The sequence below is a fragment of the Mycolicibacterium lacusdiani genome, from assembly GCF_021916785.1.
Lineage (GTDB): Bacteria > Actinomycetota > Actinomycetes > Mycobacteriales > Mycobacteriaceae > Mycobacterium > Mycobacterium lacusdiani.
The window spans coordinates 676556-692885 of record NZ_JAKCFC010000002.1; the positions used below are offsets into that span (position 1 = coordinate 676556).

Here is a 16330-nt window from a genome sequence, read left to right on the forward strand (position 1 = left end):
GGGCAGGAGCGGAGCGACCCGGGGCAGTGAGTGAACTCAGGCTGAGGGCGCCTACGGCGGGGCTGCTCTCCTTGCCGTGGGACCGGCCGCTGGAGCAGTGGCTGGTGCCCGACGTTCCGTTGCGCGACTTCGCCGTCGGGCCGAGTCGGCACCTGGTCAAGTTCGTCGAGGCCGACGGTCAGGTGTGGGCAGTCAAGGACATGCCGGGGCGGATCGCCGCCAAGGAGTACGACGTCCTGCGCCGCCTCGAGGACATGGGGCTGCCCGCGGTACGCCCGGCCGGGCTTGTGTTGCAACCGGAGTTCGACACCGCGATCCTGGTCACCCGCTACCTGGAGGGGTCCTGGCAGTACCGCAGGCTCTTCATGCGCCTGCCGCCCGAGGAACCCAAGCATCGCGCCCGTCTGCTCGACGCGATGGCCGGGCTGCTGGTGGAGCTGCACCGGCACGGAATGTTCTGGGGCGACTGCTCGTTGGCGAACACGCTGTTCTCCCGCGACGGCCAGCTGCTGCAAGCGTGGCTCGTCGACGCCGAGACCTCCGAGGTGCATCCGTCGCTGAGCCGCGGACAACGGCAGTATGACCTCGACATCGCGGTGGAGAACGTGGCGATGGGAATGGTGGACCTCGCCGCGCGGCTCGACACGTCAGAGGAGTTGCAGGACACGCTGATCGGGGAGGCCGAACAGGTTCGGCTCCGGTACGAGGAGCTGTGGAGCATCCTGCACTCGGAGCCGGTGTTCGGGTTCAACGACCGCTACCGCGTCGAGGGGATCATTCGTCGGCTCAACGAGCTGGGCTTCGCCGTCGATGAACTGTCCCTGCAGCCCGACAGTGCCGACCCCAGCCGGATGCACGTGCGGTTCGCGGTCGGCGACCGGCGCTACCACGCCCAGGACCTGCAGCGGCTCACCGGTCTCGACGTGGGGGAGGGGCAGGCGCGCATCCTGCTTGGTGACCTTCGGGCCTACCAGGCGCAGCTGTCCGCCGAGGCCGGGTACGACGTCGATGAGTCGACCGCCGCCCGGCTGTGGGTGATGGAGGTGCTGACGCCAACCGAACGGCTGGCCCATGACGCCGTGCATCGCGCGGGCACCCCGATCCAGGCCTACTGTGACCTGCTGGAGGTGCGGTGGCTGCTGAGTGAGCAGGCGGGTCGCGACGTCGGCACCAGCGCGGCGCTCGCCGCGCTGGCCCGGAATCGGATCCCAATGGACGCGGCGGCGAAGCTCGCGATTGCCGAGGTGCCGACCGCGCCGTTCGCCGTGCAGTTCGAGGACGACTGAGGCTAGATCGCCGGTTGGTCGCCGGGTGTCAGGCCGTAGGGCAGATCGGGGCTGAGTCCAGACCCCGTGGGGTCGGGGTGGGTGAACACCTGCGTGGGCGTCGCCCGGCAGTTCGAATCCATCGGCGTCTGATCGCCGGAGCAGTAGGGCACCAGATCCTGCGGGTCGGCTCCCGCCGGCGCCGCCGTCACGACGGCCGCCACAGCCGCCGCGCACATTGCCAACGCTCGCATCACTAGGTCAACGTAACAGCGGGTAATAGCGTGGAATGGTGGATCGTTGCGGGCGGGTGAAGCTGACCAACGCCGACAAGGTGCTCTACCCGGCCACGGGTACGACCAAGGCGGAGGTCTTCGAGTACTACGCCACCATCGCCGACGTCATGGTGCCGCACATCGCGGGCAGGCCCGTGACGCGCAAGCGCTGGCCCAACGGCGTCGGGCAGCCAGACTTCTTCGAGAAGCAGCTGGCGTCGTCGGCGCCCGAATGGCTCGGCCGCGGGTCGGTCACCCACAAGTCGGGCACCACGACGTACCCGGTGATCGACTCGCGCGAAGGGCTGGCCTGGATCGCGCAGCAGGCGTCGCTCGAGGTGCACGTGCCGCAGTGGCGTTTCGTCAATCCTTCGACGCCGGGGCCAGCGACGCGGATCGTGTTCGACCTCGACCCCGGGGAGGACGTGGCGTTCCGCCAGCTGTGCGAGGTCGCCCACGAGGTGCGCGGATTCATCACCGACATCGGGCTGACGACCTATCCGCTCACCAGCGGCAGCAAGGGCTTGCACCTCTACGTCCCGCTCGCCGAGCCGGTGAGTTCACAGGGCGCGTCGGTGCTGGCCAAGCGGATCGCCGTGCAGCTCGAGAAGCAGATGCCCAAGCAAGTGACCGCGACGATGACCAAGAGCCTGCGCGCCGGGAAGGTCTTCCTCGACTGGAGCCAGAACAGCGCCGCCAAGACCACCATCGCGCCGTACTCGTTGCGCGGCAGGGACGAGCCGACGGTGGCGGCCCCGCGCACCTGGGAGGAGATCGAGGACCCCGATCTGCGGCACCTGCGGTTCGACGAGGTGCTCGCGCGGGTGGAGGCCGACGGCGACCTGCTGGCTGGACTCGACGAATACGTCCCGCTGGCAGACAAGTTGACGACCTACCGCAGCATGCGCGATCCGGTGAAGACGCCCGAACCCGTCCCGCAGCAGGCGCCGGCGGTCGGCAACGACGACACCTTCGTCATCCAGGAGCACCATGCCCGGCGACTGCACTACGACTTCCGGTTGGAGCGCAACGGCGTGCTGGTGTCGTGGGCCATCCCGAAGAACCTGCCCGAGACCACGTCGGTCAACCACCTCGCCGTGCACACCGAGGATCACCCGCTGGAGTATGCGACCTTCGCGGGCTCGATTCCCAAGGGCGAGTATGGCGGTGGCGAGGTCTTCATCTACGACTCCGGCACCTACGAGGCCGAGAAGTTCAACGACAACCCGCCCGACGGACCCGAGAAGGGCGGCGAGGTGATCGTCACGCTGAACGGGTCCAAGGTGTCCGGTCGATACGCGCTGATCCAGACCGGCGGCAAGAACTGGCTGGCGCATCGCATGAAGGAGCAGCCAACGCCGATGCCGAAGGATCTGGCGCCGATGCTCGCCACCCACGGGTCGGTGGCGAAACTCAAGGCGGGCCAGTGGGCGTTCGAGGGGAAGTGGGACGGCTACCGGCTGCTCGTCGACGCCGATCACGGTGCGCTGGAACTCAGATCCCGCAGCGGCCGCGACGTCACCCGCGAGTATCCCCAACTGCAGGCGCTCGCCGCCGATCTGGCCGACCATCACGTCATCCTCGACGGCGAGGCCGTGGCGCTCGACGAAGCGGGTGTCCCGAACTTCGGGCTGATGCAGAACCGCGCGCGCTCGACCCGGGTTGAGTTCTGGGCGTTCGACGTCCTCTCACTCGACGGACGATCGCTGTTGCGCGCCAAGTACTCCGACCGACGCCGGATCCTGGAGACGCTCGTCGACGCCGGCGGCCTCATCGTGCCGGATCGGCTCGACGGCGACGGCCCAGAGGCCCTCGAGACGGCGCGGGAACGCCGGTGGGAGGGCGTGGTCGCCAAGAAGCTCGACTCGACCTACCAGCCGGGCCGGCGGTCGTCGTCGTGGGTCAAGGACAAGCTCTGGCGCACACAGGAAGTCGTGATCGGCGGATGGCGTGCCGGGGAGGGCGGCCGCAGCAGCGGCATCGGCGCGCTGCTCCTGGGTGTGCCCGATCCCGAGGGCGGGCTGCAGTTCGCCGGCCGGGTCGGGACGGGCTTCACCGAGAAGGACCTGGCGAGTCTCAAGAAGACCCTGGCGCCGCTGCACACCGACGAATCGCCGTTCACGAAGCGACTCACCGGCCCCGACGCCAAGGGCGTGACGTTCGTGCGCCCGGAGCTGGTGGGGGAGGTCCGCTACAGCGAGCGCACCTCGGATGGCCGCCTGCGCCAACCGAGTTGGCGCGGCCTGCGCGACGACAAGAGCCCTGACGAGGTGGTATGGGAATAGGGGCTCACCGGGACGCGGCGATCGCCTCCGCCATGCCCCTGGTCGCCAGGACGTCGGCCAACTCGTTGTCGGGAACGCCCGAGTGCCCCTTCACCCAGAACCACTCGACCTGGTGCAGCGCGCACGCCAGTCGCAGCCGCTTCCAGAGGTCGACGTTCTTCACGGGTTGCTTGGCCGACGTCATCCAGCCGTTGCGTTCCCAGCCGAGCACCCACTTGGTGATGCCGTTGCGCACGTAGGTGCTGTCGGTGTGGAGGTGCACCACCACGGGCCGGGTGAGCGCCTCGAGCGCCATGATGGGCGCCGTCAACTCCATGCGGTTGTTGCTCGTCTCGCCGGGGTCGCCGCCACACATCTCGCGGACGTGCGCACCGCTGCGCAGCACCGCACCCCAACCGCCGGGACCGGGGTTCGGCCGGCACCCGCCGTCGGTGTGGATGAGGACTACGTCAGCGCCCATGAGTGCAGAGGATAGGCATGGGCCCGATCGGGCCATTCATCGACGCGCCGAGATCATCGCCGAGCGGACCGACATTCCCAGGTCGTGATGCCGCAGAGTGGTGATCCGGCGGCCGGGCTGCACGGCGTCCTTGACCGGCGCGGTGCGGTCGCCGAAGAACGATGCCGTGGCATCGATGTCCGCCACCGTGTACGTGATCCCCCACAGCGTGGACGGACCCTCGCCCATCGCGTCCGGTGTGCCGACGACCTCGACGATCACCTCGCACATCCGCACGAAGACCTGCCGAATGGGCCGTCCGCCGAGTTCGGCGTCGCGTGTCCGGCGCGGCTGGACGCCGATCGTTCCGAATGCTTCGATCGTCCGGCTCAGGTTTGGTGACATCAGCACGACGTGGTCGATGGCGATTACGCCGTTGGCGTGCTGCGCCGGTGTCGTCACGGCACCACTGGCCACCGTGGTCGGCACGCCATCGACGTCATCGACGGACCCGCCGGGCAGACCGCCCAGCGACCACCCGACGATGCCGGTGCCGCGGTCACGTCCGATCAGCCGGACGGCGACGCTTCCGACCCGGCACACCGACCCGTCGTCGACGGTGAATCCGGCCCGCTCCCAGGCGTCGCCCGCGTCGGCGACGAGCAACCCGTCGACGGCGACGGCGGCACCACTTTCGGTCGCGGGCTGAGAACCGTTGCGCACCTGGTCATTCAAGCAGAGTCAGTCGTCCTTGGACTTGTCGTCCCCGTCGGAGTCGTCCTTCGAGTCGTCCTCGACGTCGCGGTCCTTCGCGTCGTCGTCTGACTCGTCATCGGACTCGTCCTCGTCCTTGCCGTCGGTCTCCCGCGACTTGGCCCCATCGAGTTCGATGACGGCCCAGTGACTCGGCGACAACAGCACCGACCATCGGCCTTCCTTCTTGCCCAGCTTCAGCACACCGTCGTCGACCTCCCAGACGGTATCGTCGCCGTACTCAGATTCCTGCCCGTCGCTGTACGTCAGTTTGAATGCCATGCAGGAGGGTGCCCAGACGATGCTCCCGCTAACCGCTTGCGGTGATTCGTGGAACATCACCCGCGCTCACCGCAGGAAATACTCCACGAATCGCGTGGTCCGGCTCAGCCGAGCAGCGGGCACGTCGCACCCCGGCGCTACGGTCACGGCATGCCGCTTCGGAACCGCGTCCGCCCGGACGGCGAGCTGATCGCGACCCCGGCGCGCGGCTCGCTCGTGGGCAACCGGGGCGTGCTGCACGACGACGCCAAGCGGATCGTCCGGGCGTCGAATTCGATCCTGTGGATCAGTTGCCGGCTCGAGTTCAACGGCCGCAAGCAGGAGGTCATGAGGCCGGGCCGCTACACGCAACTGTTCTTCCTCGACGACGCCGTGGCGCTCGCGGCCGGACACCGGCCGTGCGGCGAGTGTCGACGCGAGTCCTATCGCGCCTACCGCGACGCAGTGAATCGCGGCGCCGACGACCCCGTCGACAACGCCACCGACCTCAATAGGCGGCTGCGGACGTCCCGCAACGAGCCCCGTCGCAGGGCGGCGATCGCCGCCCTCCCCGACGGGGTGTTCGTCGAGTCAGGCGGCGACTTCCGGCTGCTGTGGGACGAGACGCTGTGGCGCTGGACGCCCGAGGGCTACGTCGACCCCATCCGCGCCGTTGGCGAGGCGACGGTGCTCACGCCCGAACTGTCGGTCGACGCGCTGCGGCACGGCTATCCCGTCGAGGTGCATCCGTCGGCGCAGTGAGTCAGCCGGCGCGTTCGGTCCACCGCTGCAGCACCACCGAGACGGTCAGCACGACCAAGCCTGCGACCGTCAGCGCCGCACCTGCCGCGGCGGGCGCGGTGTAGCCGAGGCCGGCGGAGATCACCATGCCGCCGATCCACGCGCCCGCCGCGTTGGCGATGTTGAGCGCGGAGTGGTTGAGCGCAGCGGCCAGGGTCTGGGCGTCGTGGGCGACGTCCATCAACCGGGTCTGCAGGGCGGGCCCGATGGACGCACCCGTCGCGCCGATGAAGAACAGCCCCAGCAGAGCGGTCCACGGGTTGTGCGCGGCGAACACGAAGATCCCGAGCACGATGCCGAGTGCCGTCAGCGACGCGTACAGACCGCGGATCACCGACTTGTCGGCCATCTTGCCCCCGACCAGATTGCCGACCACCATGCCGAGTCCGAACGCCATCAGCCCCAACGGGATCAGGCCCCGGGACAGGCCGGCGACGTCGGTCAGCGTGGTCGAGACGTAGGTGTAGACGGCGAACATGCCACCGAAGCCGATCATGCCGACCAGCAGTGCCAGCCACACCTGCACGCGCTTCAACGCGCCGAGTTCGGTCAGCGGGCTCGTCACGTGCATGCTGCGCATGTCGGGCAGCCAGAACCAGATCGCGGTCAGCGTGATGGCGCCGACGGCGACGACCAGGCCGAACGCGCTGCGCCAGCCGAAGTGCTGCCCGAGCCACGACGCCACGGGGACGCCGAGGACGGTCGCGACGGTGAGCCCGCTCAGTACGTAGGCAGCGGCCTTGGCCCGGTTGCGCGGGCCCATGAGGTGGGCGGCCACCAGCGCCGCGATGCCGAAGAACGCGCCGTGCGGCAGGCCTGCCACGAAGCGCGCTGCCATCAGGGTGCCGTAGGACGGAGCGAACATGCTCGCCAGGTTGGCGACGGTGAACAGCACCATGAGCCCGAGCAGCAGCGTCTTGCGTGGCATGCGGGCCGTGAGCGACGCGATCAGCGGTGCGCCGATGACGACGCCCAAGGCGTAGGCGGAGATGACGTGTCCGGCGACCGGCTCGGTGATGCGCAGGCTGGCGGCGATGTCGGGGAGTAGCCCCATCGCGACGAACTCGGTGGTGCCGATGCCGAACCCGCCAAGGGCGAGCGCCATCACGGCGAGCCACCGGACGGTCGGGTCGGGCGCGACGACGGACATGGGTCCGGACGGGCGCGACAGGGTGCGAGTCATGAGGGAAACGGTAGACCTACTTATGCATGTCCTCAAACCGACTTTGGTCTTTTTGGGGCGAAAGTGGCGCAGCTTACGTCGGTGGGGTTCAATCGGAGTGTGACCACCGTCGGCGACGTCTTCGCCTTGATCCGCGAGTTGCGCGACACCACGCGGGCCGAACTGGTGGCGACGACGTCGCTGTCGCGTACCGCGGTGACCGCGCGGGTAGCCGCCCTGCTGGACCTGGGCCTGGTTGCCGAGACCGAACGCGCACCATCGACCGGCGGACGGCCCGCGACGATGCTCAGCTTCGACGCCGACGCCGGCATGGTGCTGTGCGTCGCGATCGGGATCAGCCGGACGCGATTGGCGGTGTGCGACCTCGCCGGTGAGATCGTCGCCACAGCCGACATCGACCAGGAAGTGGCGCTCGGACCCGACGACCTGCTGCCCGACGTGGTCAAGCGACTCGACGTCCTGCTCGCCGACCTTCCCGACGTCCCGGTGTACGGCATCGGCGTCAGCCTGCCGGGGCCCGTCGACCGCGAACGCGGCTGCAGCCGGGATTCACCGATCCTGCGCGGCTGGGACGGCGTTCGATTGCGGCCGTACTTCGACGAATTCTCGGGCGTCCCGGTCCTGCTGGACAACGACGCCAACGCCATCGCGCTCGGCGAGCGCGGCGGTGAGCGCGAGCGCATCGACGACCTGCTGGTGCTCAAGGTCTCCACCGGCCTGGGCGCGGGCATCATCGCCGGCGGGGCGCTGCAGCGGGGGTCGTCGCAGGCGGCGGGCGAGTTCGGTCACAACAAGACGCCGACGGCCGCGGGCCTCGCGTGCCGGTGCGGCGACACCGGGTGCCTCGAGACCATCGCCGCGGGCTGGGCCGTGGTGCACGCGCTGCAGCAGCGCGGCTACTCGGTGCGGCACATGCGCGACGTCGTCGAACTCGCGCACGCCGGTGACCCGGAGGTGCGCCGCATGATCCGCGACAGCGGCAGGCACATCGGTGAAGTCGTCGCCGCCGCGGTGAACCTGCTCAACCCGAAGGTGCTCGTCATCGCAGGCGATTTGGCCGGGGCCTACGAGATCTTCGTCGCCGGGTTACGAGAGACGTTGTACGGCAACGCGACTGCGATGTCGACGCGCGAACTCGAGGTGGTGCAGGCCGCCCATGGCGGCCACTCCGCGGTGGTCGGTACCGCGGCCATGGTGCTCGACGAGGTGCTCAGCCCCCGCGCCGTGGACCGCCTGGTGGCCCGGGGGACTGGCGACTAGGTCGCCTTGGCGATGACGTTCTCCGCGAACCATTCGAGGTTGCGGATCTTGGCGTCGAGCGGCTCGGTGTCCTCACCCATGATGTAGGGGATCCGGAAGCCGACGATGACGTCGGTGATGCCCTTGTCCTCCAAGCGCTTCACACCGTCGAGGGTGAACCCGTCGATCGAGATCACGTGGATCTGGAACTCGTCGGCGAGGCCGATGCGCTCCTCTTCCTCGCGGAAGCGCGCCAGCTTTGCCAGCAGCGGGTCGAGTTCCTCGGGGTCGCCGCCACCGTGCATCCAGCCGTCGTTGCGGGCGGCACGCCGCAACGCCGCGTCCGCGTGTCCGCCGACGAGGATCGGCACCGGCTTGGTGGGCGCCGGCGTCATCTTGAACTTCGGGAAGTCGTAGAAGTCGCCGTGGTACTCGAAGTAGTCGCCGGAGGTGAGGCCGCGGATGACGTCGATGCACTCGTCCATCCGCTTGCCGCGCTTGGCGTACGGCACGCCCATGATCTCGTAGTCCTCCGGCCACGGGCTGGTGCCGACGCCGAGGCCGAGGCGGTTGTCGAACATCGCGGCCAGCGAGCCGGCCTGCTTGGCAACCAGTGCGGGCGGGCGGATCGGCAGCTTCAGCACGAAGATGTTGAAGTGCAGCCGCGTGGTCACCGCGGAGAGCGCGCCGATCAGCGCGAACGACTCGATGAAGGACTTGCCATCGAGGAACTCCCGGTTGCCGTCCTCGGTGTACGGATACGTCGAGTCGGACTCCTGCGGGTACGCGACGCTGTCCGGGATGGTCATCGCGTGATACCCGGCCTCGTCGGCAGCCTTCGCCAACGGGATGTAGTACTTCGGATCGGTCATTGCCTCCGCATACGTGAACCGCATGTGGGGGATACTAGAACACGTTCTAATTCCGCGGTGCCGAACGGCGGTGCCCGGTCATGCGCTCGTCACGCGAACGGCGGAGTGCCAAGGCCCGCGATGGAGTAGTCGCCCTGTTGCGTGCGCTCGGTGAGACGCGCCGCCGCCGTGCGGCCGTTCGCGGTCAGCAGCGCCTCCGGGCGCCGCAGCGCATCGTCGGGAAGCCTGCCGTGAACCGTTCCGCGCCAATGGAATCGGCCGTCGATCGGGTCGAGGTGGCCGGCCAGTCGAACCCGCACCGCGTGGTCCTCGTCGGCGATGCGCAAGACGGCGGGACCCTCGTAGGTCTCGTGGTCGCCCGCCGCCGCAGGATCCCCGTGGGAAACGGTCGGCGACGTGGCGACGGGCAGGAAGTTGGTGCGCCGCCACAGCCGCCGGGCGAGCGGCCCCATCAGCCCGACCTCCTCGAGGAACGCCGCGAGCGGAGCGAACCCCGAGATCTGCACCTCGTGGCGGTGCGGGCTGCGCCGGGCGACCCGTCGCGCCTCGCGGCCGTCGAGGCCTGCGCGGCGGTACGGCACCGGGTTGGTGAACAGGAACCGGAAGAACAACCCGCCCACGCCGTTGAGGTTCGCCACCCACATCCGGTGCAGGCGCGGCATCTCGCGGACCCGCCTGCGCACGCCGTCGCGCGCGAACTGGATGTGGCGGGCCTCCTCGGTCACGTGAATCCGCATGAGGCGCTGCACCATTGGCTGCAGTTCGGGGTCGTCCATCATCTGGCGCTGCAACGAGTCGAAGATCTCCTCGCCGACCAGTGCGGCCACCCACAGCAGCGACCCCTTGAAGGCGAGCGGGAGCCCGTTGATCATGACGCGTTGGTACCGGCGTGGCTGCACGGGTTTGGCGCCGAGTCGCTCGATCGCCTTGCCGAACATGACCATGTGCCGGGTCTCGTCGCCCATCTCGGTGAGCGCGTAGTGCGTGGCGTTCGACGTGGGGTCGGCGTGCATCAGGTCCCGCAGCAGCGCCTGATTGAGGATGTTCTCGAACCAGATGCCCGCCGACAGGGTGTTGACCAACTCCTGACGGGACAACTCGATCTGCTGCTGCCGGGTCATCGCGTCCCACATCGGGGTTCCGTACAGCGAGACGACGGTGGGTGGCAGGAAGAACTTGTCCGGGTCCAGTGCTGCGTCCCAGTCGATGTCGACGACGGGCGCGTAGGACTTCCGCACCGAACCTCGCAGGAGGCGGTCGGAGACGGCGTCTCGCGTGGGGCCGACGGCTGCGCCGGCCTGGCTGGAACGGGTCACCGTTGACGTCCCTTCGTTGCCGATGACTCAACGTAGGTACCTCGGCTCGACCATGTCAATACCCTCGGTACCGGATACTTTCGGTAGCGGGACGCCGAGTGCGTTTGGCAGATCGGGCGACGGGTACCGATTGGCACATGGCCACTGACACGAATGCCACTGCGGAGGCCGAGGAGAAGGCCCCCGATCCCGACGATCCGCGCAAGCCGGACTCGCCGGCGGACCTCACCAAGCCGTCGATCATCTACGTACTGCGCAAGACCGCACGGGAATTCAGCCAGGATCAGTGCACCGACCTCGCGGCGGCGCTGACCTACTACGCCGTGCTCTCGATCTTCCCCGCGATGTTGGCGCTGGTCTCGCTGCTCGGCGTCTTCGGCCAGGGCAGGGCCACGACCGACGCGGTCCTCGAGACCGTCAACAGCGTTGCGCCGACGTCGGCCGTCGACACACTGCGCCCCACGATCGATCAGTTGGTGAACACGCCGTCGGCGGGCTTCGCGCTGATCCTCGGCCTCGCGACGGCGCTCTGGTCGGCCTCGGGTTACGTCGGGGCGTTCGGGCGCGCAATGAACCGGATGTACGAGATCGAGGAGGGCAGGCCGTTCTGGAAGCTGCGCCCCTTGCAGCTGGTGCTCACCTTCGGCGGTCTGGTCCTCGCCGCGCTCGTCGCGTTCATGCTCGCCGTCAGCGGTCCCGTCGCCAAGTCGATCGGCGGCGCCATCGGCATCGGCGACGCCGGGTTGACGGTGTGGAACATCGCCAAGTGGCCGCTGATGCTCATCGCCGTCGTCCTCGCCGTTGCGATCCTGTACTACGCCACACCGAACGTGAAGCAGCCGAAGTTCCGCTGGATCAGCATCGGGGCCGGGCTGGCGATCATCACCTGGATCGTCGCCTCGATCGGCTTCGCCATCTACGTCTCGAACTTCAGCAGCTACAACAAGACCTACGGCGCACTGGCAGGCGTCATCGTCTTCCTGCTGTGGCTCTGGATCACCAACCTCGCGTTGCTCTTCGGCGCCGAACTGGACGCCGAACTCGAACGCGGCCGCCAATTGCAGGCCGGGCTGCCCGCCGAACGGGAACTGCAGTTGCCGCCACGCGACACCCGCGTCATCGACAAGAACGCGGCCGCAGAGGAGAAGGACATCGAGCGCGCCGAGGAGCTGCGCCGCAGTCGCGGTCAGACCTCGTAGCGCATACTCGCCCCATGACGCGGCGCATCAACGTGATCGGCATCGGGGCCGGCGATCCCGACTACGTGACGGCCCAGGCCGTCGCCGCGCTGAACGACACCCAGGTCTTCTTCGCGCCCGACAAGGGCGCCGCCAAGGACGATCTGGTGGCACTCCGTCGGGAGGTGTGCCACCGGTTCATCCGCGAACCCGGCTACCGCTTCGTCGAGCTGCCCGACCCCAAGCGTGCGAAGGACGGCGACTACACCCAGGCCGTCGCCGACTGGCACGCCGCCAGGGCCGACCAATGGGCCCAGGCGATGCTCGCGGAGCTGCCCGACGGCGGTGTCGGTGGATTCCTCGCGTGGGGCGATCCGTCGCTGTACGACAGCACGTTGCGCATCCTCGACATCGTCGCCCAGCGCATCGACCTGACCTACGAGGTCGTGCCCGGCATCACGGCCATCCAGGCGCTGACGGCCCGACATCGCATCCCGCTCAACGACATCGGCGAACCGGTACTCATCACCACCGGGCGCAGACTCCGCGAGGACGGCCTGACCGGCACCTCGGTCGTCATGCTCGACGGCGACTGCGCGTTCCTCGGCTGCCCGCCGTCGACCCGTATTTGGTGGGGCGCCTACCTCGGTACCGGAGACGAACTGCTCGTCGCGGGCACGGTCGGCGACGACGGCGAACGCATCGCCTCGATCCGCGCCGAGGCCCGCGCGCGGCACGGCTGGATCATGGACACGTACCTGCTGCGACCCGCCTGAACCGCTGCGCGGTGGCAAGATCCGCACATGGCCCAATTCTTCCTGCGCGCCGCGCTGACCGGGGTAGCGCTGTGGATCGTCACACTGGTCGTCGACGGCATCTCCTTCGTCGGTGGCGACGACACGCTGCAGCGAGCGGGCATCGTCTTCGTGGTCGCGGTGATCTTCGGTCTGGTCAACGCGATCATCAAGCCGATCGTTCAGCTCATCTCGCTGCCGCTGTACATCGTCACGCTGGGCTTGTTCCACGTCGTCGTAAACGCGCTGATGCTGTGGATCACGTCGCGGATCACCGAGAACACCACCCACTGGGGATTGTTCATCGACGACTTCTGGTGGACGGCGATCTGGGCCGCCATCGTGCTGTCGATCGTCAGCTGGGGACTGTCAGTCGTCACCCCCGGCGTATGACGACGACGTCGGGCACCCGTACGGCACACTGGATGACATGCCCGAACTGCCCGAGGTAGAGGCGCTGGCCGACCATCTGCGGCGTCACGCCGCCGGCTTGACCGTCGGTCGCATCGACGTCGCCGCGCTGTCGGTGCTCAAGACGTTCGACCCGCCGCCCACCGCGCTGCACGGCCGCCAGGTCACCGGCGCGAACCGCTGGGGCAAGTTCCTCGGCCTCGAGGTGGACGACCTGCACCTCATCACCCACCTGTCGCGCGCCGGGTGGCTCCGGTGGTCCGACAAGCTCTCGCCGCTACCGCTCAAGCCGGGCAAGGGTCCGATCGCGTTGCGCGTGCACCTCGGAACCCCGGGCGAGGCACCCGGTTTCGACCTCACCGAGGCCGGCACGCAGAAGCGGCTGGCGGTCTACCTCGTCGACGACCCGGCCAAGGTGCCAGGCATCGCCGCGCTCGGACCCGATGCGCTGTCGCTGAACCGCGAAGCGCTCTGCGAGGTGCTCAAGGGCAACGGCGGGCGGATCAAGACCGTCATGACCGACCAGAAGGTGATTGCGGGCATCGGCAACGCCTACAGCGACGAGATCCTGCACGTCGCCCGGCTCTCGCCGTTCGCGACGGCGGGCAGGCTGACCGACCCCCAACTCGACGCACTGCACGACGCGATGATCACCGTGCTCACCGACGCGGTGTCGCGGTCCGTCGGCCAGCAGGCGGCCACGCTCAAGGGCGAGAAGCGCAGCGGCATGCGGGTGCACGCACGCACCGGCCTGCCGTGCCCGGTGTGCGGGGACACCGTGCGCGAGGTGTCGTTCGTCGACAAGTCGTTCCAGTACTGCCCGACGTGTCAGACCGGCGGCAAGGTGCTCGCCGACCGGCGGATGTCCAAGCTGCTCAAGTGAGCTAGCCGCAGTACGACCCGGTGGCGACGTCGAGCGCCCGGTCGTACAGCGGGTCCAGGGCACGCCGGGCGATCACCGAGGTGCGCGCCTCGTCGAGCGCCACGCGACAGCCCGCGCCGCGCAGCACACCCCATTGTGCGGCCATCTCGGCGACCATCGTCTTGTTGTAGCCGTCGATCGCCGTGCGGGACTCCGACAGGTCCGGCGCCGTGGTCGGAGCCGCTGCGGGGTCGAACTTCCACTGCCCGAAGCGGGTGAACTGGATGCCCTCGGTCGCGTGGATCTGGTTCTCGAAGGCCCGCCGCACGTAGCCCTGGTCGATCCCACGCGTGCGCGCGTCGGCACCCACCGCGTCGAGCACCTGCCCCACGCGGGCCGGGTCCACGATCTGACCGCCGTCCACCCACTTGGACGCCGCGACGGGGTCGGCCGTCAGCAGGCGCTGCGCTGCGGTGTCGACGAGCCGGAACAGCGGTCCGGCCTCGTCAGCGTGGGCGATGGGGACGGCACCACACGCTCCCACGACGAGCCCAATGGTCAGCAAGACTCTGCGTTTCACGACGTCGATCATCGGCCATGACGCTGTGCGGTCGCTGGCGATCGCGCGTGTCGGCCCCACCGACCAGTTAGTTGACGGCTGTCGAGTCCGGTTATCCTGCTCGCATGACTCGGCAGAAGATCCTCATCACCGGCGCCAGCTCGGGGCTGGGCGCGGGCATGGCTCGCCAGTTCGCCGCCAAGGGCCGCGACCTCGCGCTGTGCGCCCGTCGCACCGAGAACCTCAAGGAACTCAAGGCCGAGTTGACGGCCAAGTACCCGGCCATCACCGTGGCCGTCGCGTCTCTCGACGTCAACGACCACGAGCAGGTGCCCAAGGTGTTCGAGGCGCTGTCCGAGGAACTCGGCGGCATCGACACCGTGATCGTCAACGCGGGCATCGGCAAGGGTTATCCGCTCGGTGGCGGCAAGCTGTGGGCCAACAAGGCGACGATCGAGACCAACCTGGTCAGCGCGCTGGTGCAGATCGAGACCGCGCTGGCGATGTTCAAGGCCGCCGGCCGCGGGCACCTGGTGCTGGTGTCGTCGGTGCTGGGCAACAAGGGCGTGCCGGGGTTCAAGGCGGCCTACGCCGCGAGCAAGGCGGGCGTGACGTCGCTGGGCGAATCGCTTCGGGCCGAGTACAAGTCGAGCCCCATCAAGATCACCACGCTGGAGCCCGGCTACATCGAGTCCGAGATGACCGCGAAGTCGAACTCGACGCTGCTGATGGTCGACAACGAGACCGGCGTCAAGGCGATGGTCGACGCCATCGAGAAGGAAAAGGGCCGCGCCGTCGTACCCGGCTGGCCCTGGTGGCCGCTCGTCGAGGTCATCAAGCTGCTGCCGCCGCGGTTCATGGATCGCTTCGCCTAGCGATTCGTGGAACATTTCCCGCGCTCACCGCAGGAAATACTCCACGAATTGCGTTGGGGCTTGACGCCAGCGTTGGGTTTTCCTAACGTTTAGTTGTATGAGTCCGGTGAGGCGTGGGGACAACCTCCCCATCCACAATCGCATCGGCGTGCTGCGCGCCGAGCGGCGGATGACGCGAGCCCAACTCGCGGCGCTGATCGACGTGAACCCCCAGACCGTGGGGGCGCTCGAGCGGGGCGACCACTACCCGAGCCTCGATCTGGCGTTCCGGATCTGCGACGTGTTCGGTCTTCCGGTCGAGGCGGTCTTCTCCCGCACCGCGTTCACGCCGCTGTCGGCCGAACTCTACGGAAGACGAGCGGAAGGAAACGACCATGACTGAACCCAGCATCCTCGACCGTTACCAGGACTACCGCACCCGCCAGTTCCTCAAGACCGAACGCAGACATGCCAATTCGCTACCCGGCTGGCGAACCCAGGGTAGGCGGCGCCTTCTGGTGATCGGGCTCGCGGTGACGTTCGCTTTCATGGCCGTCGTCTCGATCCTCTGCGCGGCGGGTCTGCAGTGGGCGCCGCTGCTGTGGCTGCCCGCCTGCGTGCTGTTCTTCCCGCTGTGGATCGCACTGCAGATCGTCTCGGGCAGAAGGGGTGACGCGCCGGAGGGGGCACTCGACGAGTTCGAGGTCGCGCAACGCAACAGCGCAAGGGCGATGGGCCTGTCGGTGACCCAGGCCCTGATGCTGATGCCGGCCTTCTACTTGATCTTCGGCGCGACGCTCACCGACGGCACCGACCCCGACATGGCCTACGCCGGCGGTCTCATGGTGCTGACAGTGCTGCTGATCGGTGGCTGCCTACCCGCGATGATCGTCGGCTGGACCCGGCCCGATCCCGACCCCGACCCCGAGTAGCGATTCGTGGAACATTTCCCGCGCTCACCGCAGGAAACACTCCACGAATCG

At 68.4% G+C, this 16330-nt stretch carries 19 protein-coding genes; 11 read left to right on the top strand and 8 right to left on the bottom strand.

What is annotated here, in order from left to right; translation table 11 throughout:
• Positions 1-26 precede the first annotated feature (26 nt).
• Positions 27-1286: a DUF4032 domain-containing protein gene (locus tag LOK44_RS08250; RefSeq protein ID WP_237569491.1), complete on the top strand. Its 1260-nt coding sequence runs from the start codon at positions 27-29 to the stop codon at positions 1284-1286.
• A gap of 2 nt (positions 1287-1288) precedes the next feature.
• Here the strand turns inward: LOK44_RS08250 and LOK44_RS08255 are convergent, their stop codons facing one another.
• The gene (locus tag LOK44_RS08255; RefSeq protein WP_237569793.1) at positions 1289-1519 is read right to left on the bottom strand and encodes a hypothetical protein; all 231 of its coding nucleotides are present in this window, start codon (positions 1517-1519) and stop codon (positions 1289-1291) included.
• A 35-nt stretch (positions 1520-1554) separates the two neighbouring features.
• Between LOK44_RS08255 and LOK44_RS08260 the strand changes: the two genes are divergently transcribed.
• Positions 1555-3825 carry an ATP-dependent DNA ligase gene (locus LOK44_RS08260; RefSeq protein WP_237569492.1) on the top strand — a complete coding sequence of 757 codons (2271 nt, stop codon included), beginning with the start codon at positions 1555-1557 and terminating at the stop codon, positions 3823-3825.
• 4 nt (positions 3826-3829) lie between these two features.
• On the opposite strand, the gene rnhA is transcribed toward LOK44_RS08260, so the two are convergent.
• The 3 genes from rnhA to LOK44_RS08275 are packed head-to-tail and all read right to left on the bottom strand — an operon-like array spanning position 3830 to position 5299.
• Positions 3830-4285, bottom strand: a complete 456-nt coding sequence (rnhA, locus tag LOK44_RS08265) for a ribonuclease HI (RefSeq protein WP_237569493.1) — start codon at positions 4283-4285, stop codon at positions 3830-3832.
• A 36-nt stretch (positions 4286-4321) separates the two neighbouring features.
• Positions 4322-4987, bottom strand: coding sequence for a VOC family protein (locus tag LOK44_RS08270; protein ID WP_237569494.1), 666 nt, complete (start codon positions 4985-4987; stop codon positions 4322-4324).
• An 18-nt stretch (positions 4988-5005) separates the two neighbouring features.
• Entirely contained in the window at positions 5006-5299 is a 294-nt protein-coding gene (locus LOK44_RS08275; protein ID WP_237569495.1) for a hypothetical protein, read from the bottom strand.
• Positions 5300-5449: 150 nt separating this feature from the next.
• Between LOK44_RS08275 and LOK44_RS08280 the strand changes: the two genes are divergently transcribed.
• Entirely contained in the window at positions 5450-6040 is a 591-nt protein-coding gene (locus tag LOK44_RS08280; RefSeq protein WP_237569496.1) for a hypothetical protein, read from the top strand.
• Between the two features lies 1 nt (position 6041).
• Here the strand turns inward: LOK44_RS08280 and LOK44_RS08285 are convergent, their stop codons facing one another.
• Complete coding sequence (locus LOK44_RS08285; RefSeq protein ID WP_237569497.1) at positions 6042-7262, bottom strand: MFS transporter; 1221 nt, start codon at positions 7260-7262, stop codon at positions 6042-6044.
• 99 nt (positions 7263-7361) lie between these two features.
• Here LOK44_RS08285 and LOK44_RS08290 point away from each other — a divergent pair, with 99 nt between their 5' ends.
• Positions 7362-8522 carry an ROK family transcriptional regulator gene (locus LOK44_RS08290; protein ID WP_237569498.1) on the top strand — a complete coding sequence of 387 codons (1161 nt, stop codon included), beginning with the start codon at positions 7362-7364 and terminating at the stop codon, positions 8520-8522.
• On the opposite strand, the gene LOK44_RS08295 is transcribed toward LOK44_RS08290, so the two are convergent.
• Together LOK44_RS08295 and LOK44_RS08300 are read right to left on the bottom strand one after the other, a co-directional pair.
• Positions 8519-9397, bottom strand: coding sequence for an LLM class flavin-dependent oxidoreductase (locus LOK44_RS08295; RefSeq protein ID WP_237569499.1), 879 nt, complete (start codon positions 9395-9397; stop codon positions 8519-8521). The two genes, LOK44_RS08290 and LOK44_RS08295, sit on opposite strands and share 4 nt — an antisense overlap.
• 65 nt (positions 9398-9462) lie before the next feature.
• Positions 9463-10689 carry a diiron oxygenase gene (locus LOK44_RS08300; protein WP_237569500.1) on the bottom strand — a complete coding sequence of 409 codons (1227 nt, stop codon included), beginning with the start codon at positions 10687-10689 and terminating at the stop codon, positions 9463-9465.
• Positions 10690-10826: 137 nt separating this feature from the next.
• On the opposite strand from LOK44_RS08300, the gene LOK44_RS08305 reads away from it, so the two are divergent.
• The 4 genes from LOK44_RS08305 to LOK44_RS08320 are packed head-to-tail and all read left to right on the top strand — an operon-like array spanning position 10827 to position 13955.
• Positions 10827-11888 carry a YihY/virulence factor BrkB family protein gene (locus LOK44_RS08305; RefSeq protein WP_237569501.1) on the top strand — a complete coding sequence of 354 codons (1062 nt, stop codon included), beginning with the start codon at positions 10827-10829 and terminating at the stop codon, positions 11886-11888.
• Between the two features lie 14 nt (positions 11889-11902).
• Entirely contained in the window at positions 11903-12643 is a 741-nt protein-coding gene (gene cobF / locus LOK44_RS08310; protein WP_237569502.1) for a precorrin-6A synthase (deacetylating), read from the top strand.
• Positions 12644-12670: 27 nt separating this feature from the next.
• Positions 12671-13054 carry a phage holin family protein gene (locus LOK44_RS08315; protein WP_237569503.1) on the top strand — a complete coding sequence of 128 codons (384 nt, stop codon included), beginning with the start codon at positions 12671-12673 and terminating at the stop codon, positions 13052-13054.
• A gap of 37 nt (positions 13055-13091) precedes the next feature.
• The gene (locus tag LOK44_RS08320; RefSeq protein ID WP_237569504.1) at positions 13092-13955 is read left to right on the top strand and encodes an Fpg/Nei family DNA glycosylase; all 864 of its coding nucleotides are present in this window, start codon (positions 13092-13094) and stop codon (positions 13953-13955) included.
• A 1-nt stretch (position 13956) separates the two neighbouring features.
• Here LOK44_RS08320 and LOK44_RS08325 read toward each other — a convergent pair whose 3' ends face one another.
• The gene (locus tag LOK44_RS08325; RefSeq protein WP_237569505.1) at positions 13957-14514 is read right to left on the bottom strand and encodes a chorismate mutase; all 558 of its coding nucleotides are present in this window, start codon (positions 14512-14514) and stop codon (positions 13957-13959) included.
• 104 nt (positions 14515-14618) lie between these two features.
• Here LOK44_RS08325 and LOK44_RS08330 point away from each other — a divergent pair, with 104 nt between their 5' ends.
• From LOK44_RS08330 to LOK44_RS08340, 3 genes are all read left to right on the top strand, one after another.
• Positions 14619-15368 (top strand): SDR family oxidoreductase, encoded by a 750-nt coding sequence (locus LOK44_RS08330; protein ID WP_237569506.1) that lies wholly within the window; start codon positions 14619-14621, stop codon positions 15366-15368.
• A gap of 97 nt (positions 15369-15465) precedes the next feature.
• Entirely contained in the window at positions 15466-15750 is a 285-nt protein-coding gene (locus tag LOK44_RS08335; protein ID WP_237569507.1) for a helix-turn-helix transcriptional regulator, read from the top strand.
• Complete coding sequence (locus tag LOK44_RS08340; protein WP_237569508.1) at positions 15743-16279, top strand: hypothetical protein; 537 nt, start codon at positions 15743-15745, stop codon at positions 16277-16279. The genes LOK44_RS08335 and LOK44_RS08340 overlap by 8 nt, the downstream gene beginning before the upstream one ends.
• Positions 16280-16330: the final 51 nt, after the last annotated feature.